This is a genomic window from Croceicoccus bisphenolivorans (assembly GCF_001634625.1).
GTDB lineage: Bacteria > Pseudomonadota > Alphaproteobacteria > Sphingomonadales > Sphingomonadaceae > Croceicoccus > Croceicoccus bisphenolivorans.
In genome coordinates this window covers 1-21,318 of sequence record NZ_LRSE01000016.1, presented here as the reverse complement: position 1 = coordinate 21,318, position 21,318 = coordinate 1, and the positions used below count along the sequence as shown (strand labels likewise).

The following is a 21,318-nucleotide window of genomic DNA, read 5'->3' as shown; positions in this document are numbered from 1 at the left end:
GTCTCGGGTCTTGGCGCCCTCGAGCCCGGCATGGCCCAGACCACGACCGACGACGTGAAAGCCGAGGGCAAGGCCTTCGGCGGTTCACTGGCAACCCGCGCGCAGGAGGCAGCCACGACGACGCCCGATCCGTCGCGCGTCCCCAATTACGATGCCGATCCGATCGAGACTACCTATGGCGATGACCCCGACAGCCTGACGGCCCGCGCCGCCGGCGCAGCCCCCGCCCATACCGGCTATCGCGTCATGCGCGAAAGCATGGAGAGCCGCGCGACGTTCGATCCCGAGGACATCGAGGCCGTCCTCGCGCGCAGCACGACCATCAGCGCAGATCCTCTGTCCTATACCAGCGGCATGTCGGTTACCGGCAGCCAGGGGTCCTGCGTTCCGCTCCCCGGCGGGACTGTGTCGCCCGGCCGCTATTACGCCACCTGCAACGCGGGCTACACAGCGTCACAGGACCTGCTTACCTGCCCGATTACGCTGGAAGCGCGGATCGAGCAGCAGGAGCGCTACCAGTATTACTGTGTCGAAGGGTCGGGCATCGATCCCACCAGCCCCTACTATTGCGGCAATTTTTCGGCGGACACCTGCACCGTGACGCAGTCGTTTCCAATCTGCGGCTACTGGTCGGGCTTCTACTGGGGTTGCTACGGCACCTTGCGCGTCGACGTGCTCTCGTGCAGCGCAACCGTCCCGCCGCTCGAGCCTTATGCGACCAGCCTCGAGGATGTCCTCGTCACCACGCGCAACGAGAGCGCCTGCGCCGGGCTCGAAGGTGATGACACCTGCGCGCGCGAAGTCGAAACCTGCACCGACTCCGATCCGGTGACACGGATCATCGATGGGCAATCGGTGACCAAACCCTGCTGGGCCTGGGAACGCAGCTACACCTGCAACAGCTATGCAGCCGCCGAGGATTGCGGCACGCTCGAGACCACGCCCGGCTGCACGCTGGTGCGCGAGGATTGCCTGTCGGGTGAACCATGCCGGACCTGGGAGCGCGTCTACGACTGCCCGCTGCCCGACGAAGAAACCGGCACCACCCAGTATATCTGCGACGGCGATGTCTATTGCATCGACGGGTCGTGCGAAACGATCGAGCGCACCCCAAACGACGAATTCAAGGATGCGGTCGTGGCCTTGAACGCCATGGACCAGGCCCGGCGCGAGTTCGATCCCGAGACGCTGCGGCTCTTCGAAGGTACCCGCAATACCTGTTCGTCCAAGGTTTTCGGAGTCCTCAACTGCTGCAAGGGCAAGGGATTTCCGCTGCTACCGGGATCGCAGCTCCTCGTCTCGCTGGGCTGCAGCCGCGCGGAAGTGCTGCTGCACGAGCGCGACGCGCAAGGCCTCTGCGCCTATGTCGGGACTTACTGCTCGGACAGTTTCCTCGGCGTCTGCCTCACCAAGAAGAAGGTCTATTGCTGCTTTGAATCGAAGCTCACCCGGATCCTCCAGGAACAGGGCCGGGTGCAGCTGAACAAGCCCTGGGACAAGCCCAAGGACGAGCAATGTAGAGGCTTCACCATCAACGAGTTCGCCCGGCTCGATCTGAGCCGAATGGATTTTTCCGAAGTCTACGCCGAGTTCACCGCCGCCGCGCGCCTTCCCGACGAGCTTGAGGCCGCCAGCGACATCCAGCAGAAAATCGAGGACTACTATGCCCGTTCCGGCTCCTGAGACCTGGCGCCGCCTTGCCGTCGCCCTGACGCTGCTCGCCGCGATCGTAGTCGGGGCACCGAAGGTTGCGCTGGCTGCGGATGGCCCGGCGGACAAGCCGGCTAACGCACCCTTCGTCGCAACCGGCGACGGCACCGACGCCTTCTACTGCGAGGAGCGCCGCCTCGGCTACTGGTTCTACTGCACTCGGCCCGAACAGGCGGAAGACGACACCAACGACGTTGCCGATCCGCCCGCTTCGAGCGCCGTCGAAAAGCTCGATGCGATCACCGCCACCTTGCGCGAGTTGAAGGCGCGCGCGATCATCGAGCCGACGCCGGCCAATGTCACCGCCTATATCCGGTTCCAGCGCCGCCAGCTCGACCAAGCCGCGCTCTTCTCCGATGTCTGGCAACGCGCGATCTGGCAGGATCCCGAACTCGATTATACCCTCCAGCGCCCGGTCTCGACGCTGGGCAAGCGGCAATGGCAGGATGCGAGGAAAGCCGACCGCGATGCCGCCATGCGCTCGCTGTCAGCCCGCTATGGCCTGTTCTACTTCTTTGCGCAGAGCTGCGGCGCCTGCGAGGTCATGAGCCCGATCGTGCGATCGGTAACTTCCGCCTGGAACATTACCGTGCGCGCGATCTCGACCGATGGCGGACCCTCGAAGCAGTTTCCCGACTACACCGTCGAAACCAACCAGCGCGCCCGAATGGGCCTTGAGCCCAAGGTCACGCCGGCGGTCGTCCTCTGGGACGCCAAGAACCAGCGCGCCATTCCGATCGGCTACGGCGTGATGAGCGCCGACGAACTCCAGGACCGCATCTACCTTCTCACCAGCAAGGACGCCGGACATGATTTTTAGCCGCAAGCCATGGACAGGCGCGCTTGCCGCCCTCGCGCTCGTCGGTTCAACGATTGCCGCTCCGGCCTTGGCCGATGTCGGCTCGTCGATGGATGCCTTCCTCGGCGATCTCGGCGGCGCGTCCAACGTCACCGGTCCCACCGCTTTCGAGGGCCAATCGGCAGGCTATTACAGTCTCGGCAATGTCTGGACGCGTTTCCCGCAAAAGACGACCAATATAGGCAACCTGCAATTGCCGCGCGCCCGCGCGGGCTGCGGCGGCATCGATATCTTCGCCGGCTCCTTCTCCTTCATCAACGCCAGCGAGATCGTCGCGCTGCTGAAGGCCGTCGCCAACAATTCGATCGGCTTTGCCTTCTCCCTCGCGATCGACACCGTCTGCCCCGAATGCTCGAAGATCATGCAGGAGTTTTCGCAAAAAGCGCAGCTGATGAACAACTTGAACATCAGCTCCTGCGAAATGGCGCAAGGATTGGTCGGCGGCGTCTGGCCCAAGGGCGACCTTGCCGACAAGGCGATCTGCGAAGCGATCGGGAATAGCGAGGGCGTCTTCACCGACTATGCCGCGGCGAAGCACGGCTGCGGCACGAAGGGCGAGCGCGCCAGCACCACCGCGGCAGGCGCGGGCAAGTACGACGACGTCAATCCGGGCGTGCCCCGCAACTACACCTGGACGATCCTCAAGAAGAGCGCCTTCTTCAATCCCGGCGGCAGTTTCGATCGCGAGCTTGCCGAATATGCGATGACGCTGATCGGCACCGTCATCTATATACCGCCCAAGGACGACGAGCCCGGCAAGTTCGTGCCCTTTGCGGGCGACGCCTCCTCGACGCTCGTCACCGCGCTGCTCGACGGCACCGCGGCGGGCGACGTGCGCGTCTTCGATTGCGACGAGCCCGACCAGTGTTTGAACCCGACCTTCAAGACGCTGAATCTGCCCGCCTCGAAAGCGCTGCGCCCGCGCGTTGCCGCGCTCATTACCGGCATGGTCGATGCGATCCGCGACGATAGCGCGATCACCGATGCGCAGAAGGAACTGCTGCAGGTTTCCTCGGTCCCGCTCTACAAGATCCTCACCGTCCAGGCCGCCTATGGCCGCGGCATGCCGACCGACGACCGCGAGACCCTTGCCGAGATCGCCAGCGTCGACCTCCTCTTCGCGATCCTCGAGCGCATCACCGGCGAAGCCGGACGCTCGATGACCAGCTTCATCGGCGCCGACGAGGCCAAGCTCGCGATGTGGCAGCGCCAGGTGAACGACGTGCGCACCGCGCTTGCCGACCGGCAGGCCAATACGCATCTGCGGGTCAATGCGATCATGCAGATCATCGAGAAGACCGCCTTTATCGAGAACGTGCTCGCCGCCTCGATGTCGCCCGGAATGGCCGCCTCGCTCGACTGGTCGCGCGGCGTGCGCACCCGCGCGCTCACCCACTGATCGGATTTTCCCATGGTCGAGATCTTCACCATCGGCGGCGGCGACTATCTCGTCGGCACCTTCCAGGCCGTTGCCGCATGGACCGGGAACGGCGGTTACAAGAGCCTGATCCAGGTTGTCATGGTCATGGGGCTGGGTTTGTCGGCCCTCACCCTCGCCTTCAACCAGGACTGGCGTGCCTGGATCAACTGGTTCCTGGGCGCCACGCTCATCTATTCCTGCCTGATGGTGCCGCGGATCGACGTCCATGTCACCGACCGGCTCAATCCGGGCCTTGCGCCGGCAGAGGTCGCCAATGTGCCGCTGGGTCTAGCGCTCATGGCGAGTTTTACCAGCCAGGTCGGCGATTATCTGACAGGTTCCGCCGAAGTCGTCTTCGGCCTTCCCGGCGATCTCGACTATTCGAAGAACGGCATGATCTATGGCGCGCGGCTTTACGATGCGACGCGGTCCCTGCGCATTTCCGATCCCGAATTTGCCGCCAATCTCGACGAGCATTTCAAGCAATGCGTGTTCTACGACGTACTGCTCGGCCGCATGTCGATGAAGGACCTCTCTGAAAGCAGCGATATCTGGGCGACGATCGCGCCGGGCAGCCAGGCACGTGCGCAGCGCTTTCTCGTGCGCGACAGCGGCAGTGGCATGGTCACTTCGGACATCGTCACCTGCCGCGATGCCTATAATACGCTTTCCACGCAATGGGCTGGCCTGGTCGACGACATGGGCACCGTCTTCGGCCGCCAGCTCTACCCCAACCAGACCGCAGCACTCGCCAAGGCCAAGCTCTTTGCCGACCTCCCCATCGCCTACCAGTATCTCGCCGGGGTATCGGCCAATGCGACCCAAATCTTCCAGCAGACGCTGACCATCAACGCGATGGAAAGCGCCATGCATTCGATGTCGGGGGCGAGCGGGGCCGGCAGCGTCGATGTCTATGCCCAGACCCGCGCCGATATCCAGACCGAGCGCACCTATTCCTCGATCGCCAGCAATGCCATGAAATGGGTGCCACTGCTTAATGTGGCGCTGACTGTCCTGTTCTACGCGCTTTTCCCCGTGCTCTTCCCGCTGTTCCTGATGCCGCGTTCGGGACCGGTTGCCCTGAAAGGCTATGTCACCGGCTTCTTCTACCTTGCGGCCTGGGGGCCGCTTTTCGTCATCCTCCACATGATGCTGATGGCCAAGGGCGCGGCCGACATGAGCGCGGTTGCAGGCGGCAGCGGCCTGACGCTGGCGAGCTTTACCGGCATGGCCGATGTCAACAGCGATATCGGAATTCTGGCCGGTTACCTTATCGCCTCGGTGCCGTTCCTCGCCGGCGGGGTCGCGCGCGGCGCCATGGCGATCTCGCATCATGCCACGAGTTATCTGAACCCCAGCCAGAACGCGGCCGAGGAAGCCGCGCGCGAAGCCAGCACCGGCAATGTTGCCTTGGGCAATACCAGCTTCGAGAACTCGAACGTGCTCACCCGCCAGTTCGCGCAAGGCACCGTCGCACCCTCGTTTGCCTATGGCGCGGCGCAGACCCGCACCGTCAGTGCCACAGGTTCGGTCGAGACCAGCTATCCCGAAGCCAGCTACGACCAGCTCCCGAATTCGAGCTATCCGTTCACGCCCTCGGTCGGCCAGGAAGTCTCGAGCCGGCTTGCCACCATGGCGAGCGAAGCCCGCGCGAATTCCGAAAGCCTTGCCAATATAGCCGCGCAGTCGACCAGCAGCGCCGTCTCGCGCTTTCGTGAACTGCGCGACCAGTACAGCCAGGGCCGCGCCTTCGAGACCGCCACTGGGCAGTCGAATTCCGACAGCATCCAGACCGCCTTTTCCGAGGTCGACCAGGCATCACTCGCCCTGCAGCGGCAGTACGGGCTGTCGCGGCGGGCGGCCGACGATATCACGACAGCGTGGTTTGTCGGTGGGGAGATTGGGGCGCAGGCCGCTGCTACGAGCGGCATTGGGAGCATCAAAGGTGGAGGGAAAGCTGGCGGCACGCGAACGTGGACCGACAGCGATATCGGCATAGCGTCAGAAGACCGGTCGCGAATTTTGGGTAGCCTGCGGCAGATATCCGATAGCCGGAACTGGATCAGCACGCGCGACGGTTTTGTTCGCACCGTCGGAACGGAATCGAGTTCATCCGTTTCCACGTCCGCAAGCGGGATGAATGCATCGCTGACTGAAGCCCAGAGCTACACGAGGGAAGCACGGCGATCCGAAGAGATCGCCCATCGGCTCGAACAGCAGGCCTCGCTCTTCGACAGCAACAGCGCCTCGGGCACGCTCAACCTGTCGCAGGCCTATCGCGAATGGGGGATGGCGGAAATCGACCGCAACCGCGACTTCTATGGCAACGCACGCTTCGATGATGTTGCGTTCCAGCTCGGCGCCGAAGGCCGGGCACTGCAGACCCGCTTTATCGACAGCTACGCCGATATCCTGCGCGACAATATCGAGGATCAACTCGTGCTGAACTCCGGTTCAGCCGTTGCCCAACCGAACATATCCGGTCCGGTTGATGTACGCCGTCGATCAGCGGTTGGCGGCACTATCGGTGGTTCTGTGCCGAACGCTCCGAACCTCGAGCCTATCCAAAACGAAGTCAGCCGCGTGCAATCTAACGGGGACGAACGTGTCGACAAGGTTCGCGATGCGCTACGGCAGTCCACAAAAGAGGCTCGCGGAGCTAGCGCTGACGCGGCCGATGATGTGAAGAAGTGGTAACGGAGCGGCGGTTCACCAAAGACCGAACGATGCACCGGCAAGGAATGCAAAAGTCAGGACAACCAGCCCAACGGCAAGAATTGTGATCTTGCGCCCCCAAGGATCGGCCCAGGACTTGCGGAAACGATATTCCACGAGGCGATTTTCGCGGATGGCCTCGTCGACCTCGGCAAAGCCCTGCCATTCCTCGCCGTGAGGCTTGTTTCTGGGGTCGAGATCGAAGTTGGGCATCAGGGCGTTCATCCGGCTACTCCTTGGAACATAGCGGAAACAGAATGGGATTGGGAGGGGGAAATTCGGCCCTTGAAGGTTCGCCGATTTTCTGCACCCTCTACTCTCAGAAATGGTTGGCACCTTATCTCGGCCGCTCCGATGAACCTCCATCACACCGGCTTTGGAGACTTCCATCAACGTCCGAAGGATCAACAGGTGACGTGGAACTGACTAGACCGGATCGCCCGCTATGTCGGACGATCCGGAACGGCAAGTTCCGAAGCCCAGGAGCTTGAAACGGCCATTCGTTCACTCCGGTAGCGCATCTGCTTTGGGAGTAGAGTGTTGCGTGCAGTTTCATTGGACAGCGTCGACTGACTGTTTCCGGGAGGTAAATAGCTATCCACTTTTGTGGCGCGGAGCTTTCTCCAAAATGTCTCGCCACCGCGTCTTTGCGACATGGACAAGGTAAAGGTCAGCCAATTGTTTTGCGTTGCGGAGGTTGTGCAGTGATGCGTCCTCCTCGCCCGGGCTTGCCTTCAAAGCGTCGAAGACGGTGTCGCGGTGTTCGCGTTCGGGCATGAAGGGTTTGAACGCCTTGTGCAGCGTCAGCTCGAACGTATGGGGGTCACCGTCCCACCCGCCATATTTGCGCAAGGCACCCGCCAGCGCGTGTACGAAAGCGTGGCGGGCGAGTTCATCGAACGAATAATAGATGTCCGATTTCGCAATGAAGGCCAGTCCGTCAAAATAGGGACGGAAGATCGGCTCGGCCTCCTCTCCGGAAAGCGGCGCATAAGCCATCATGCAGTCGACCGCGTGCTGCATGTGCAGGGGCTCCAGTGCCACCGCACGCCCCGTCCCCCAAAAGCTTCCGGCGCGACCGATTTGAAGGGTGGACTTGGGGTTTTCGAAATCCTTGAACTGGCGGAACAACTCTGCCTCAAAGCCGGGCGGCTCGAACCAGAAATAGCCTATGCTGCCCATATTGAGGCAGGCCAATACCAGCTTTGCCAGCGATACGGCCTTGCCATGCACTTCCTGTATGCCCACGGAATCAGGAAGTGTGATTTCCAGCAGGAGCTGGTCCTTCTTCCCCGTCCACAGCAATTTCAGGATATCAATCCTGTCGTTCCAATAGTTCAGGATTTTGGGCTTAAGCGAATGCGACGGGGTGTAGATGATGGATTGCGCCTGCCAGCGCGGCTTCGCCGTCTCGACAGATCCGCCCCCCTTTCTCAGTTCCTGTGCGAGCAAGGTCGAGGATTCCGCCGCAATCCTGGCGAACTCCTCTTTCGCCCATAAAGCCCACGCTCTCGTATCGCCGAGCGCCGCATATTTCTCAAGAAAGGACTTGCTGAACAGTCGTTTGACCGCCTCAGGGTCATCAACGGTTTCTAGGAACCATTCTAGGATTTCGTCTGTCTCGCCAATTGGGCCGCCAGTCGTTTGCTCAAGTTCAAGCCGCGTGCGCGCCAGCCCAAGCACCGACACCGCATCTTCAACCGTCACATTCTCCCGAGGCGGAAGATCGGTCATATCCGCGTTCGGATCGACATAGAGCGAGGCTAGCCGCCGGGCATGGACGCTTTCGGCAAACTTCCGCGCCTCCTCGAAATCGGCAGGATCAATCTGCCGCATGGGCGACCACACCGCCCATTGAAGCTTGCGCTTATGGCTCGAAAGCCACTTGTCCATCAAGCCGTTGTCACGATCATTCCCGACGACCGCTTTGGCCGCGATCATCGTCCCTTTCCCTATTTCCTCCAAGGCCAATAGGCTTAGGTGATAGGATAGATGCGGGTACGCATTGTCTTCGAGCAGCTTTGCGGCAGCGGCGATCAACTCCGCTGCATGGGCTAGGCAAAGCTGCCGACCATGTATCAAGCCTTCATCCAACCGCCCCTCCGCGTCCAATCCGCTGGCGGCATCGCAGCAATTCTGCCCAATGGCGCCTATCGACAGTTTGTTCTGAGATGCCGATACTCCGCAAGCGTTTATGGCAATTCGAGCGGGCTATGCTTCAGATCGTCACCGGTAAATACTTTCGTCCCGTAAAACTTTACGAGACCCTGCATCGCCGCGCGCTCTACACCAATTATCGGATATTCCGGGATACGGTCTGGACCATTCCTGTCGGCACACTGCGTTTCTCGACTTCAAGCGCTGGCCTCGCCACGATCACCGCCGAAATCTTGGAGCAGCTTGAAAGCGTCACCGAGGCGAACCAGCCGGAAGTCCTCATCTCGACCGCAGGCGAAGACCTGATTGCCGACGTGGCGGATGTCTTCGCCTTCGCATTCGATGTGATTTGCAGCCCCAACCATGATCTTGCCAACCGTCTAATCATTTCGCCGGGCGTAAGTGCCAACGCTGGCCGGATGCGCGATCGCCAGCTTCCCAGGACTTTCAACTCATCGGTCATCATGCAAGATGGCGACGAGCAGGTCTTAAATGACCTCATTACAAAACTGGTCGGGCTCGACAGGAACACCTATGAGCGGTTCATGCGGGCGATCAGGCGATGCGTAATCGCTACGCATCGCGTGGCGGACGATATCAGCCTAGCGTACACGCTCATGGTCGCCGCGTTGGAGTCACTTGCCCACCTGACCGAGCCCAAGCCAGCGGAATGGGCAGATTATCCAGCGGACAAGCGCCTCCGGGTGGACGAGGCGTTGGCCGATGCATCGGAGCCTATAAAAGACGCGGTGCACGCGGCGATCCTACAGAACGAGCATCTTGGGCTGAGCCGAAAATTTATCGATTTCACGCTCGGCCATATCCAGCCATCATTTTATCGTGAGGACGCGACGCAGGGTCAGTTGCCGATCAAAGCCATCGACATCCCGCCCGCTCTGGCGGAAGCCTATGCGATCCGCTCCCGTACCATGCATCAGCTTCACACGCTGGCGCCGGAAATGTCGTCACTTGGGAAGTTCTACGAGACGGCTTGGGTGGAGGGAAAGACGCTCCTGACCATCGCCGGCCTTCATCGCCTCACCCGCCATGTCATTTTGACCGCGCTTGACCGGGCGGAACCGGGCACGAATGAGGACTTTAATTATCGGAAGGCACTGCCCGGCATCATCCGTGGGCGGCTCGCACCGCAATACTGGATTTGGCGAACGGACGGATTTCAGCCTGTTCAGGCGCATGGACGACTTGCAGCGTTCATAGAACAGCTATTACCAGTTCTTGCCGGACGTCCAGATGCCGAGTTGACCGACCTAAGACCGCTTCTCGAACTCTACGAAAAGTCTGTGGCGGGCACATCGAGCAAAGAGAAGCGCTCGATGCTCGGGCTTTATTATCTATGGCACCATGTCACCTCATCCACGCATAGGCTCGATGGCGCTGAAGCCTTCATGCGCAAGCATGAAGCGTTCATCTCGGAGCCTCACGCTGTCAGCCTTGCTCTTCTGATCTTGATGGAACGGAAAATAAACTGGCCATTGGAAACGGTACTGGCCGTCGAAAGCGACTATTGGCGGACGTGTAAGCAGAAGAACGCGCTTCGCTTCCCGCCGGAGGTCGAAGCGGGAATGGCCATGTTTGTGGCCGAACGGCTGGAAGAATCCGGTCAAATCGACGAGGCCCTTAAAGCCGCTGATCGTGCTGTGGGCGCGATGCCGGGCGTTGCCCGGATCATGGAATATGAAGAAGCCCTGCGCACTGGAAGCAAGGTGCCTTACACCCTGCTCGGGCTGATCATCGATAAAAAGCTGGAGCCAGCCGATACTAGTAATGAAGAGCTGCCCGCTCCCTAAGTTCGTTCACAATCGGGCCGCGTAGCGGGCTGACTCAGTTCATCAAGCCCTATCCTACAATAATAGGAACATCGCCATCGCAAGCGCCAGCCCAGGAAGTGCAAGCCAGATCGACTTTTTCAGCAAGGCGTATTTTCGCGAGCATACGCTCGCCACATCATAGCAATGGCGAAGCCGAGCCACTGTCAGGTTGGATTGTGACCGGGAGGCAATATCGCTGACATATTCATCGTCCGAGGCTCGCTCTGCAACATCACCAAAAAATATTAACCCTGCTTCTCCAGGCGATGAGCGCAGGCGGGGCGCGATCACCAGAAACGCGCACGTCGCCGAAGCGATCAGAAAGAAAATGGCTGCAAAAGTGAACCCGAACCTTGCCGAGAGCGCCGGATGCAACAAAATGTTCCGGACAGCATCTTTGCCAAGCAGGTATGCTAGGACCCCCGCGATAATACCGAAGCCCACACCGGCTTTGGCATCGGCCAGTTGAATATAATGTCGAACATAGCCCTCGTGGAACGTCGCGAATTCACTGTGGTACCCCTCCAACGCAAGCATCGGTACAGGTTCTATTGTTGCTGCCGCAGTCGGTGGGGCCGCCATTCCCGGTGCGTTCTCAATCTCGGGCGGCAACAGGACCGGGGTTTCATGTTCTTCGGCTCGTTGGGTGCTCATAGGATTGGCGCTTTCCAGCGTCCGATGTAACGCCAAAATGGATATGGGGTTTGTGATTGCTGATAGTGCCAGCCGGTATCTTTGGTTTCCAGCTTGACCCAATTTTGTAGCCAATAGGTCGGAAGGCCGCTCAGCATCTGATCTCCGAGCAAAATGGTGTTCGCCTTTGCAACGGAGAGCATCTTGGATGCGATGTTGGCCGTTGTGCCGACGGCTACGATACCATTGAAGCGGCGCGCCGCGCCGACTTTAGCCACCGTGATGAAGCCGTGATCCATACAGATGCGAAAATCGAGGGGCGGAATCCCGGCACGTTGTAGCACCGGATTAATCAGGTCCGCCGCTGCGAACATCGTCAGAGCGCAGGCCACGGCGCGATGTTGAATAGATATGTCCGCGAGATCGTTGCGGGCAAAATAGGCCATGAGGCCATCGCCCGTGTTCTTCTCGACGACGCCGCCATGGTCCTCGATGATATGGATCATCTCGGTGAAAAAGAGCGAGATCACCTGCATAATAGAAGCTTGCTCTTCGGCACTCTCGGACGGGCGCTGCGAGAATTTGCAAATGTCGAGAAACATCACCGTCGCTTCGATTCGCCGTCCATCATGGATCGCGATATTGTCCGCGCTCGGGACCACATAGCCTGCCCCAACACCGGCAGGGCGAGCCGTGATCTTGTTGAGCGTCGCTACGATCCTATCGATCTGAGCGCGATAATAGGTCGCAGTGAGGTCATTGGATGATGGGTTGGGCATTACACGATCCGGTAGGTTTGATAGCCGGGCATGCCGACCTGTGCGCCGTCAAATTTCACCTCTGTCGCGCGCTCTAACCACCCGACATGGATGAGCTGATAGAGGCATCGTCCGATTAGCAATTCGTTGGGCTGGCACGCTTCCTCGATCTTGACGGCGCGGTTGAGCGCATCGCTCACAACTTCTTGGCAGACAAAGCCCGTCGCGGGGACGGATATCGTCTTGATCTTGGCTTCTCCGAAGTCGGCGCCGACGCGAATGCTGAGTGGCTCAATCCCCGCCTTCTCCAATGCGGGATTGAGCGAACGATGCAGGACCGCAAGAAGGCTGAGGCCCATATCCACCACGTTGTCGGACACCCTTGTGAAGGATGGATGATCGATAAAGGCAATAAAGCCATCGCCTTTGGTCTTGAGGATCGACCCGTTGAATTGTCCGACGACGGTGCCAAGCTCACGCGTGAACAGCTCGTATGCCCGGTCGAACGCAGCAGCGTTGCGCCTGCGCATGGCGGTTGCCCCGCAAATATCGACTGACACAAACCCGATAAGCCTTTCTTCGCCGCTCGTATCCAGCTCGCGGTGCAAATTCGGGCTTTCTGCGGGAGGCGTATATTCACCCGAACCAATTTCGCTGTTGAGCGCATCATGCCGGGACTGCGTGTATTCCAGCGTTGAATCGATGCGAGGAGAAAGCGCGTAGATCGGGACGCCGGCAAACCCTGCGACCATAGCGTCCAACGAAAACGCATGTCCGAGATACTTGTCGATATAAAGGACCTCGCCGTCCTTCTCCGTTATCTCGTAACGGCGTGGATCGGGCAGCATCTTTGTGGTGATGCGCCCTTCCTCACCGACATCGACTGCCTCCATCACGAAGTCGGCGCGCTGGGGCATGCGCAAGAGTTCCCGTTGAATTTCTGAAAACATATAGGGAACATGCCATAGGCAATCATTTAGAGGAAGTCATAATCACTTCATTGCCGCTAGGGAGGCGAAAGCCAGTTTTGGGATTGATAGGGCTCCGTCGGAACTGCCGGACCGTAAAGGACTCAATTCATTCCAATTCCAGAACGCCCTTCAGTGATGAACGGACGGCTCGTTTTGAAAGGCAGACTTTACAAGCCGTACGACCGCTATGTCGGCGGAAACTGCGGTGTGGGAAGCCGGACTCGATTATTTCGGGATTTCGGGGCAGTAAATGGGGATGGACCCTAAGTTCCTCGTTTATATCGATGAAGCCGGCGATCCGGGCGTGAAGCCGAAATCGACCGCCGAGAGGCTCTGGACTGACTGGTTCTCGCTTTCCGCCGTCGTTGTTCGTGCCACCCGAGATTTGGAAGTTGTCGATTGGGTGGCGGACATGCGCGAGGCTGTTCGCAGCCATGGAACCAAAGGTCTTCACTATAGGACGCTCAGCGAGTCCAATCGCGAACGAGTGACCAGGATGCTTGGCCGCAAGCCAGTCAGGATATTCGCGTTAGCATCCCTCAAGGATACTATGCGCGACCATTACAATCCCGTGCTCGGCCGCGCGAACGACAAGGAATTCTACAACTGGTGTCTACGTCTGCTGCTAGAGCGCGTGACCGAATGGTGCTATCGTAAGTGCCTCGCTGACAACGAGCCAGTCGCGCCGGCAAAGATCATGTTCTCGGAACGCGGCGGTCACGACTACCAGGAGCTCCGCGACTACCTCACCAGATTAGAGGCGCAGACGTTGACCAAGACGCTGGTCCTGAAGAAGCGAGGTCTGGCGCCTGGCATCATTTTTAGCAGCCATTGCCAAGTGCGGCCCCATGCGGACGTTGCTGGTCTGCAATTGGCAGATATCGCGGCAAGCGCAGTCTTTCAGGCCGCTTGCTCAGTCGGCAATAAGCACTGCCTAAAGCCCGCTCAGAACTTGAAGCCAGTCTTCCCGAAGTGCGCGAGGACAAAGCGGATTGCCGATTTCAGTCTGCTGCGCCTGCCTTTCGCGCATCAGGGCACGATCCCTCTCGAAGATCGCCCCATCTTCGAGCACTTCGGATATAAATTTGAGAAAGGGTGACGAGCCCCGGCCTTCCGTTCAACTGAGCGATAGGTGGCCATCCTTCGGGCGACCGTCTCAGAAGCTGCCCTCCCACGCGCGGCGTTTAGGCGAAAGGTGTTTCCGGCGTAGCTCGTCCTCTCGACGGTACTGGAAAAATCGTTGTGATTCAAATGTTAAGATGAATCTGAATTCAATGACTTAGTCGGATCGGGCCCGGGCCGCCGGCACTTCCGCGACCGGCTTTCCGTCCGTGTCTCCCAAAGCATTGACCGTTGCGGCCCGAGCGTAGACGACAATCACGAAGTCTTTTGTTTCCGATCTCGCCTGGAATCCGACATTTCAGGCACCAAACCGCCGTGTCCCGGGCGCGGCGCGCGAGACGGTTGAACGTAGGACCGCTTTCGAGGAGGCTCCAATGCGCCTCGAATGGCTGCCTTGTCGGCGGCTGCTGAACACCAGTTCAACAGTCGTGCGACTTTTCCGCAGTTGCCTTTTCCCCGACCACTTTCGGTTGGAAAGGCAGTGGCTGCAGCCGATGGGTCCAGTCCCGATGAGTGAGTTGGAAAATTCGGGTGTCGTTCCTGCTATCTCGTGTGCTTGCTACTTTGGCCGCCCATGTGGCACAATTTTTCCCAGGTGACAGCGAGGAGAGGAAGATGGCCCGTCCGCGCATCGTAAGGGGTTTGGCTCCCGCATTGCTTCTCTGCGGGTTATTTGTCTCGCTCCCCGTAAGCGCCGAGACACTGGAAGAACTCGACGCACTGTCGGATCAATCGGCCGATGCGCCATCCGGCATTTCGATGGCGCAAGAGCAAGCGAAGCGTGGGGAATATCTCGACGCTCTGGCCACGCTTGAACGGGTGCTTGCCGCCAACCCGAAGTCACATGAAGCCCGCCTGATCCATGCTGTCTATCTCTGCCGGATCGACGACCGGCAGGGTGGCCGTGTCGAACTCGCCAAGCTCAAGAAGAAATATTACAGCGACGGTCTTCTCGACGAAGCCCGTGCCATGTGCGAACCGGCGGAGAAGGGCTGAACGATGGGCCGATCGCACAAGCTTTGGATGTCGCTCGCAGTCGGTACCGCACTTTCGTCGGTTTGTGTTGCATACCCTGCAGTGGCTCAGTCGGTCGAGGTTGGTAATGCCGCGACCGTCGTTGGCGACGTGCGGATGAGCAACGCGCAGATCAAGAAGCCGCGAGAGATCGAGCGCAAGCAGCGCATCGCCTGGGGGGACCTGATCGACACAGGCAAGCGCTCGCAATTGCAGATCCTGCTTCTGGATCGCTCGACATTCGGGATCGGCGCGCAATCACGCGTGCAGATCGATAAGTTCGTCTACGATCCGAATGCGGGGCGTTCGGTTTTCGCATCGTTCATCAAGGGAGCCCTGCGGTTCTTCTCCGGTCGTCAGGCGGACGGGAACAACGCCGAAATCCGAACCCCTGCCGGACGCATCGGCATTCGCGGTACGGCGCTGGACCTGCTGGTCGGCAAGCAGGCCCAGACCATCGCCGAGAGCGAGGAATTCGTCGGAAAAGTTGACAGCAAGAAGGATGAGGCGACGCTGGTGATCCTGCGTGGTCCGGGCGCGCAAACTGCAGGCGGACTGACGGTGGGGCAAGCTGAAGTCTCGGGTGCAGGCGTGACCGTCCTGCTCGATCGACCGGGACTCGCCGCCTATATTCCGCGTAACGGCGCCCCGCCGATCGGACCGTTTGCCATTTCGGACAAGGCGCTTTCCCAGGTGCAGGACGAGCTTGCACCCGAAGTCGCACGTGCTGCGAAGGGCGGGGGGCTGCTCGAAAAGCTGATTCCCGCCGTTGTCGGGGCCGTCGCCATAGGTGCCATACTGAGTGGTGACGACGAAGCGCCGGTGCGGACTCAGCCTGCCCAGGATGCGAACGGAATCCCGGGTACGGCAAACAACCAGAATGGTACGGGTAATTAATCGGCGCGGTGGGCGCTATTTCAGGGTTGCCACGAATATGCCGTCCCAATCATCGGCCGGCGGATCGGTGCGAAGCGCGGTGATGCGGTCGAGATAGAGATTGCGCAGGCCACCGATCTCGAACGCAGCGTAGTCGGCTGCACTGCGATTGATTGCCGCGAGCCCATCGTCCCAGCGCTGTTCACGGTAGGCCGCGATTATGCTGCCATGCACCCTGGCCAGACGTTCGAAATCCGGCTGTCCGCGGACGAGTTCGTCTCCTAGCAGTGCAAAGATCCGCTCTGGCGCATCGCGGCCCACGACACGCACGTAATCAATCTCAAGCAATGCGAATTCGGTCAGGTGCTCGGCCAGTGCGTAGCCTGCAATGATGGGTACGCCGTATTGCTTGGTCAGGCCTTCAAGACGGGAGGCCAGATTTACGGTGTCCCCAATCAGCGTATAGGACAACCGCTGCCGGGAGCCCATGTTGCCGACGCAGCACACTCCTGAGTTGAGGCCGATGCCGATCCGCACGTTTCCAGGCCATGCCGCCCCTTCGACGGCGGGCATCGTGCGGTTCAGTTCAGCGGTATTCGCAATCATCTCCAGCGCGGCTCGCGCGGCATTCTCATGCTGGTCGGGGTCATCAAGCGGTGCATTCCAGAACGCCAGCACCGCATCGCCGATATATTTGTCGATGGTGGCCTTGCGGGCGAGCAGGATGTCGCTGAGCGGCGTCAGGAAATCGATGAGGAACGAGATCAGCGCCTTCGGTGAATAGCCTTCCGAAATTCTTGAAAAACCACGAATGTCACACATCAGAACGGTCATCTCGCGCTCTTCGCCACCGAGTTCGAGCTTGTCGGGATCGGCTGCGATCCTGCGTACCATTTCGGGCGAGAGGTAGCGGTCGAATGCGGAATGGATGTAGCGGCGCTGGCGTTCCTCGCGATAGAATACCGCAACGGTCTGGACGATGTACACCATCACCAGCGATAGGATCGGATAAGTCGGATCGAGCAGGTAGCTGGCCTGCGTGAACGCCGCCCAGCTTCCGGCAGCGACTGCTGCAATGCCAAGCAAGGCAGACAACGCACCCCATGCTGCGCCAAGCCTGGGAAGAACCAGCGCCAGACTGCCACCAAGCAGGAGCGTAAGCACGAGTTCAAGGCCGAATGCCCAATCGGGTCGTTCGAGAAAATCGCCGCCGAGCATTTGCTCCGCTGCCGCGGCGTGAACGGTCACGCCAGCGATCAGCTTTTGCGTGGGGGTAGACACCAGGTCCTGCAACCCTGCCGCGCTGCCACCGACGAAGACGATTTTCCCCCTGACCGCCTTCGCGAGATCGTCGTCCGACATCGCGCCGGTGATGATCGGCCATGCCGGAAGCATGCGCTGGGATTCTGGCGGTGGAAAATGCACCCACATTTCCCCACGGTCGGTCACAGGGACTTCGACGCCGCCAATTCGAACGGCAACTGCCGAACCGGGTGCGGAGGCAGTTTCTCCGCTGCCGTCGCTTGTCATCAGGCTGGGCGATCCGGCGCTGCGGGCGATACGAACGGCCTCCAGAGAGAGGGCAGGGATCAGCTTGTCCCTGTGAATCGCCACGAGCGGGACGCGGCGGACCAATCCATCTGCGTCGCCTTCAAGGCTGACGAAACCGTTACCTGTCGCAGCAGCCTCCAACCCGGGAAGCGGCAGCAATGCCCCCTCGTAGCTGTTGACCTTCGCGGTCGGCAGCGACCCATGCAACGTGAAGCCGGTCTTTGGTTCGAAATTGCGCCCGCGTTTGTTCCGGTCGAGGAAAAAGCCTGTCACCACTGGCGCCTTGGCGAAACTTTCCGCCAATAGCGCATCGTTGTCGGGGACCTTGGCGGCAAGATCGGCAAGAGTATTGCCATATCCCAATCGTTCGTAGCGTGTGGCAACTTGCGAAATCGAAGTCCGATCCGGCTCCGAGAACACGATATCGTAGGCGATCACCACAGCGCCGGCATTGCCGAGCCGGCGCGTGAGTTCGGCAAGATCGGTTCTGGGCCAGGGCCATTGGCCGAGCCGTGCAATCGAATCCTCATCGATATCGACGATCGTCACGCGATCTTCTGCAGCGAGACGCGGTGATGCAATCTGGTAGAAATCGAACACCTGCATCCGCACACGCTGCAGCGGAGCGGGATCGGCAAACTGCAAAAGTACGATGAAAGCGAGAGTTGCAACGCCCGCAAGCGCTGGCCCAAAGCGTTTCAGCCGGGCGTAATGCGCTGCCATGAGATCTCCCTGTCGTTTACGGGTGAAGCGTATGGACGGCGAAGGAGGAAATCAAACGTAATGGGCTGCAGAGAGGCTGGCCAAGTGGCGGTTGTTCACCAGCTATACGGATGATGGTCGTCTCACGGCCCAATGTCGTCGTCCGCAAGTCTCTAGTTTATGGCAGCTTTCGTCGAACAAAATTGTGGCAGAGAACGGCCGCTTTGTCGGCGAATTAAGACAGTTGGCTCGACTTCACCGGCAATGGATTCCGGGCCTCTCCATCACGCGCGTTCACATATATCGAGAAAGGCGCGGATGCCGGCAGTGAAGTACTTCGCCTTGTGAGTGATGACGTAGAAGCGACGCTGCAATTCGAGCTCGGGGACTTTGATTTCGACGAGCCGGCCTTGCGAAATGAAATGCTGCGCTGCCACGCGAGGGACACACCCGATCAGCGGACTGACTGCCACCATTTCAAGGATGGCCTCTATCTGCTGGAGTTCCATACCGATCCGCCAGCGGCTCAGGTAAGGTTGCATAGCAGTGTCGAGAGTCTGCCGGGTACCCGATCCCTTTTCCCTGACAACCCAACGCTCGGCCAGAACATCTTCGATGCCCCACGCTTGTCGTCCGGCAAGTGGGTGCGACACGCCGCAGATCAGGATCAGCTCGTCATGAAGCCATTCCTTCACGACAAGGTCGGGGTGGACATAGGCGCCTTCCACCAACGCCAGATCGAGTGAGAATTCGGCGATCCTGCTTGCGATCTCCGCCGTGTTTCTGATTTCAAGCGTGATCGCGCATCCCTTGTACCGCTCGGAGTAGGCATTGATCAGAGCCGGGGCGATATAGTTGCCGATCGTCTGCGTGGCGCCGAGATGCAGGGGCCCCGGACCGGACCGGCCCGACAGGAGCCCGTCGATCTCCTCGGCGCGCGCCAGCAATTCGAGGGCGGGCACGAGAAGCGAACGGCCCGTTTCGTTGATCTTCAATCGCTTTCCGGCACGGTCAAACAGTGAGCGGCCATAGCGCCGTTCCAGTTCGATGAGCGCCGTGCTCGCCGCGGATTGCGACATGGAAAGTTTGGTGGCGGCGACCGAGATGCTCCCGGCGCGGGCGACGGCGACGAATATCTCGAGATGTCGGAGGCTGAACCGCATATCCATTTTTTAGATGTAATCGATCAGTATTACCAGCTTTTTGGATAATGGAGGATGGCCTAGGGCGAGGGCGCCCCGCATGGAGAAATGAGATGGCAAGTCTGCGCACCGAAAGCGTCCTGAGCGTCAACCACTGGAACGACCGGCTTTTCAGCTTCCGAACAACGCGTGATCCCTCGTTCCGGTTCGAGAGCGGCCACTTCGTGATGCTCGGCATGCACCTGAGCGGCAAGCCCCTCATGCGCGCATTCAGCATAGCCAGCCCCCACTATGCGGACGAACTGGAATTTTTCAGCATCAAGGTGCCCGATGGCCCGCTGACATCCCAGCTACAGCATATCGAGCCGGGTCAGGACATCATCGTCAGCAACAAGCCGGTCGGCACGCTCGTCATCCGTGATCTTCGGCCCGGCCGGACGCTGTACCTGTTCGCGACTGGAACCGGGCTCGCGCCGTTCCTCAGCATTGTCCAGGATCCAGACACCTACGAGAAGTTCGAGAACGTGGTGGTCGCTCATGGCGTGCGCACGGTCGGCGAACTGGCCTACTCGGACTTCCTGAGCCGGGAACTTCCCGAGCACCCGTTACTTGGCGAACTCGTCTCCCGAAAATTGCACTACTACCCCACCGTCACGCGCGAGCCGTTTCGCAACACTGGGCGGCTGACACAGCTAGTCGAAACCGGCAAGCTCGTCGCCGACCTTGGCCTGCCCGCGATCGATCCGCGGCTGGACAGGGCGATGATCTGCGGCAGCGCAGCCATGCTGCGTGAAATGTCCGGCGTACTCGACGAACTGGGCTTCGAAATCTCTCCGGGCACGGGCGAGCTTGGCGATTACGTGATCGAGCGTGCGTTTGCGGAAAAATAGGTGTCCGGTCTGGGCATTTGAATGTCAGCTTTTCAGCGAAGTCTCAAAGCTCTGCAATGACTACAATGTCGGCAGCAGTTGCCTGCCGTCGGGTTAACCGGCTGTTACGATCGAATGTTCAAGGCGCACATCGTCGAGCAGCTGCTCGATCGCTGCGCGCTGCGCCTGGCTGCCACTAAGTATAAAATCCCAATTGCAGTGGGCGTGCGTCTCCGTGTCGCGTACGATCACCTTGCCAAGCGCCCGCCGCCATGTCTGCGAAGTGCCGCCTCTCTCCCGGATCAGGCGGGTGATAAGCAGATGCTCGAGGTCGGAGGCAGTCATGCCCCCGCTTAGCCATTGTTGGCGGCTAGGCAAGTAGAGGTTGGCTCGCCAGCTTGATGGATCAATGGTAGATTTCGAGGATCAGCCGCAGAGCGGGAAAAGTCGGCTCTGTTGGCGAAATTAGACAATTCGCCGGGCTTCACCTGCAATGACATCCAGGACTCTCCATTATGTGATCGGATCATTGCGGATGCGGTCGAGCAGGTCATCTGTGACTTCCATCAATAGAATGGGCTCATCGGCCCACTCCTCGAGAGCCTCGACGAAGGCCGCCCGCGTTGCCGCGTCATCGTATTTCATCTTGGCGTCGTATGCCCGCTGCCAGGTGTCTCTGTCGGGCCATTCGGCAACACCGATAAAGCGGCCCATATCGTCTCGGTGAAGGCGTGAACCTAGCGAGCCATAGCGCTGCCTGATATGTTCGGTTCCGCGACACCAGGCCTTTCGGAACTGCTCTTCCTTTCCCGGCTTGACCCGCCACCAGTAGGCCGCGACGAACGTCATTCGCTTTCGGGAACTTTGCTGATCATTCGTACCGGACAGCGTTGCACGCCGATGGTGGTCGGTACCAGCAGATCAACGTCAATTCCCCTGCATATCTGGCCGGGGCCATTCTGGTCGAAGGCGATGGTCTCTGAATAATTG

At 59.8% G+C, this 21,318-nt stretch carries 18 protein-coding genes; 9 read left to right on the top strand and 9 right to left on the bottom strand.

The annotated features are described in order from the left end of the window. The first annotated feature begins 30 nt into the window (after window positions 1-30). The 4 genes from A7A77_RS14555 to A7A77_RS14540 are packed head-to-tail and all read left to right on the top strand — an operon-like array spanning window position 31 to window position 6,686. Window positions 31-1,683, top strand: a complete 1,653-nt coding sequence (locus tag A7A77_RS14555; RefSeq protein ID WP_172799924.1) for a conjugal transfer protein TraN — start codon at window positions 31-33, stop codon at window positions 1,681-1,683. After that, window positions 1,664-2,530 (top strand): conjugal transfer protein TraF, encoded by an 867-nt coding sequence (locus A7A77_RS14550; RefSeq protein WP_066559952.1) that lies wholly within the window; start codon window positions 1,664-1,666, stop codon window positions 2,528-2,530. The genes A7A77_RS14555 and A7A77_RS14550 overlap by 20 nt, the downstream gene beginning before the upstream one ends. Next, window positions 2,520-3,968, top strand: coding sequence for a conjugal transfer protein TraH (locus A7A77_RS14545; protein WP_066559948.1), 1,449 nt, complete (start codon window positions 2,520-2,522; stop codon window positions 3,966-3,968). Before A7A77_RS14550 ends, A7A77_RS14545 begins: the two co-directional genes overlap by 11 nt. Window positions 3,969-3,980: 12 nt before the next feature. After that, entirely contained in the window at window positions 3,981-6,686 is a 2,706-nt protein-coding gene (locus A7A77_RS14540; RefSeq protein ID WP_066559946.1) for a conjugal transfer protein TraG N-terminal domain-containing protein, read from the top strand. A gap of 12 nt (window positions 6,687-6,698) precedes the next feature. On the opposite strand, the gene A7A77_RS14535 is transcribed toward A7A77_RS14540, so the two are convergent. Further along, the gene (locus tag A7A77_RS14535; RefSeq protein ID WP_066559943.1) at window positions 6,699-6,929 is read right to left on the bottom strand and encodes a hypothetical protein; all 231 of its coding nucleotides are present in this window, start codon (window positions 6,927-6,929) and stop codon (window positions 6,699-6,701) included. A gap of 369 nt (window positions 6,930-7,298) precedes the next feature. Next, on the bottom strand, window positions 7,299-8,786 hold the full coding sequence (locus A7A77_RS14530) for an AbiV family abortive infection protein (RefSeq protein WP_281180036.1): 1,488 nt from the start codon (window positions 8,784-8,786) through the stop codon (window positions 7,299-7,301). A gap of 131 nt (window positions 8,787-8,917) precedes the next feature. Here A7A77_RS14530 and A7A77_RS14525 point away from each other — a divergent pair, with 131 nt between their 5' ends. After that, the gene (locus A7A77_RS14525; protein ID WP_156500592.1) at window positions 8,918-10,669 is read left to right on the top strand and encodes a hypothetical protein; all 1,752 of its coding nucleotides are present in this window, start codon (window positions 8,918-8,920) and stop codon (window positions 10,667-10,669) included. A 54-nt stretch (window positions 10,670-10,723) separates the two neighbouring features. Here the strand turns inward: A7A77_RS14525 and A7A77_RS14520 are convergent, their stop codons facing one another. The 3 genes from A7A77_RS14520 to A7A77_RS14510 are packed head-to-tail and all read right to left on the bottom strand — an operon-like array spanning window position 10,724 to window position 12,998. Beyond that, window positions 10,724-11,344: a Pycsar system effector family protein gene (locus tag A7A77_RS14520; protein WP_156500591.1), complete on the bottom strand. Its 621-nt coding sequence runs from the start codon at window positions 11,342-11,344 to the stop codon at window positions 10,724-10,726. Further along, a complete protein-coding gene (locus A7A77_RS14515) occupies window positions 11,341-12,102 on the bottom strand; it encodes an adenylate/guanylate cyclase domain-containing protein (protein ID WP_066559934.1) in 762 nt (253 codons plus the stop codon). The genes A7A77_RS14520 and A7A77_RS14515 overlap by 4 nt, the downstream gene beginning before the upstream one ends. Continuing rightward, window positions 12,102-12,998, bottom strand: a complete 897-nt coding sequence (locus tag A7A77_RS14510) for an adenylate/guanylate cyclase domain-containing protein (RefSeq protein ID WP_066559932.1) — start codon at window positions 12,996-12,998, stop codon at window positions 12,102-12,104. Before A7A77_RS14510 ends, A7A77_RS14515 begins: the two co-directional genes overlap by 1 nt. Before the next feature lie 310 nt (window positions 12,999-13,308). On the opposite strand from A7A77_RS14510, the gene A7A77_RS14505 reads away from it, so the two are divergent. The 3 genes from A7A77_RS14505 to A7A77_RS14495 all read left to right on the top strand — a co-directional run bounded on the left by A7A77_RS14505 (window position 13,309) and on the right by A7A77_RS14495 (window position 16,085). After that, the gene (locus A7A77_RS14505) at window positions 13,309-14,151 is read left to right on the top strand and encodes a DUF3800 domain-containing protein (RefSeq protein WP_172799921.1); all 843 of its coding nucleotides are present in this window, start codon (window positions 13,309-13,311) and stop codon (window positions 14,149-14,151) included. Between the two features lie 638 nt (window positions 14,152-14,789). Continuing rightward, window positions 14,790-15,170 carry a hypothetical protein gene (locus A7A77_RS14500; RefSeq protein ID WP_066559917.1) on the top strand — a complete coding sequence of 127 codons (381 nt, stop codon included), beginning with the start codon at window positions 14,790-14,792 and terminating at the stop codon, window positions 15,168-15,170. Window positions 15,171-15,251: 81 nt separating this feature from the next. Further along, entirely contained in the window at window positions 15,252-16,085 is an 834-nt protein-coding gene (locus A7A77_RS14495) for a FecR family protein (RefSeq protein ID WP_066559914.1), read from the top strand. A gap of 15 nt (window positions 16,086-16,100) precedes the next feature. Here the strand turns inward: A7A77_RS14495 and A7A77_RS14490 are convergent, their stop codons facing one another. Beyond that, window positions 16,101-18,338, bottom strand: coding sequence for a CHASE2 domain-containing protein (locus A7A77_RS14490; protein ID WP_066559912.1), 2,238 nt, complete (start codon window positions 18,336-18,338; stop codon window positions 16,101-16,103). A gap of 263 nt (window positions 18,339-18,601) precedes the next feature. Continuing rightward, a complete protein-coding gene (locus tag A7A77_RS14485) occupies window positions 18,602-19,480 on the bottom strand; it encodes a LysR substrate-binding domain-containing protein (RefSeq protein WP_066560100.1) in 879 nt (292 codons plus the stop codon). A 92-nt stretch (window positions 19,481-19,572) separates the two neighbouring features. On the opposite strand from A7A77_RS14485, the gene A7A77_RS14480 reads away from it, so the two are divergent. Continuing rightward, window positions 19,573-20,349 carry a ferredoxin--NADP reductase gene (locus tag A7A77_RS14480; protein WP_066559910.1) on the top strand — a complete coding sequence of 259 codons (777 nt, stop codon included), beginning with the start codon at window positions 19,573-19,575 and terminating at the stop codon, window positions 20,347-20,349. 93 nt (window positions 20,350-20,442) lie between these two features. On the opposite strand, the gene A7A77_RS14475 is transcribed toward A7A77_RS14480, so the two are convergent. Together A7A77_RS14475 and A7A77_RS14470 are read right to left on the bottom strand one after the other, a co-directional pair. Beyond that, the gene (locus A7A77_RS14475) at window positions 20,443-20,673 is read right to left on the bottom strand and encodes a hypothetical protein (RefSeq protein ID WP_066559907.1); all 231 of its coding nucleotides are present in this window, start codon (window positions 20,671-20,673) and stop codon (window positions 20,443-20,445) included. A 168-nt stretch (window positions 20,674-20,841) separates the two neighbouring features. Further along, the gene (locus A7A77_RS14470) at window positions 20,842-21,177 is read right to left on the bottom strand and encodes a putative quinol monooxygenase (protein WP_066559905.1); all 336 of its coding nucleotides are present in this window, start codon (window positions 21,175-21,177) and stop codon (window positions 20,842-20,844) included. Window positions 21,178-21,318 lie beyond the last annotated feature (141 nt).

Coding starts and splice junctions, on each gene's coding strand:
- A7A77_RS14555 (WP_172799924.1), top strand. CDS start 31: ATGGCCCAGACCACGACCGACGACGTGAAAGCCGAGGGCAAGGCCTTC.
- A7A77_RS14550 (WP_066559952.1), top strand. CDS start 1,664: ATGCCCGTTCCGGCTCCTGAGACCTGGCGCCGCCTTGCCGTCGCCCTG.
- A7A77_RS14545 (WP_066559948.1), top strand. CDS start 2,520: ATGATTTTTAGCCGCAAGCCATGGACAGGCGCGCTTGCCGCCCTCGCG.
- A7A77_RS14540 (WP_066559946.1), top strand. CDS start 3,981: ATGGTCGAGATCTTCACCATCGGCGGCGGCGACTATCTCGTCGGCACC.
- A7A77_RS14535 (WP_066559943.1), bottom strand. CDS start 6,929: ATGAACGCCCTGATGCCCAACTTCGATCTCGACCCCAGAAACAAGCCT.
- A7A77_RS14525 (WP_156500592.1), top strand. CDS start 8,918: ATGCTTCAGATCGTCACCGGTAAATACTTTCGTCCCGTAAAACTTTAC.
- A7A77_RS14520 (WP_156500591.1), bottom strand. CDS start 11,344: ATGAGCACCCAACGAGCCGAAGAACATGAAACCCCGGTCCTGTTGCCG.
- A7A77_RS14515 (WP_066559934.1), bottom strand. CDS start 12,102: ATGCCCAACCCATCATCCAATGACCTCACTGCGACCTATTATCGCGCT.
- A7A77_RS14510 (WP_066559932.1), bottom strand. CDS start 12,998: ATGCCCCAGCGCGCCGACTTCGTGATGGAGGCAGTCGATGTCGGTGAG.
- A7A77_RS14505 (WP_172799921.1), top strand. CDS start 13,309: ATGGACCCTAAGTTCCTCGTTTATATCGATGAAGCCGGCGATCCGGGC.
- A7A77_RS14500 (WP_066559917.1), top strand. CDS start 14,790: ATGGCCCGTCCGCGCATCGTAAGGGGTTTGGCTCCCGCATTGCTTCTC.
- A7A77_RS14490 (WP_066559912.1), bottom strand. CDS start 18,338: ATGGCAGCGCATTACGCCCGGCTGAAACGCTTTGGGCCAGCGCTTGCG.
- A7A77_RS14485 (WP_066560100.1), bottom strand. CDS start 19,480: ATGCGGTTCAGCCTCCGACATCTCGAGATATTCGTCGCCGTCGCCCGC.
- A7A77_RS14480 (WP_066559910.1), top strand. CDS start 19,573: ATGGCAAGTCTGCGCACCGAAAGCGTCCTGAGCGTCAACCACTGGAAC.
- A7A77_RS14475 (WP_066559907.1), bottom strand. CDS start 20,673: ATGACTGCCTCCGACCTCGAGCATCTGCTTATCACCCGCCTGATCCGG.
- A7A77_RS14470 (WP_066559905.1), bottom strand. CDS start 21,177: ATGACGTTCGTCGCGGCCTACTGGTGGCGGGTCAAGCCGGGAAAGGAA.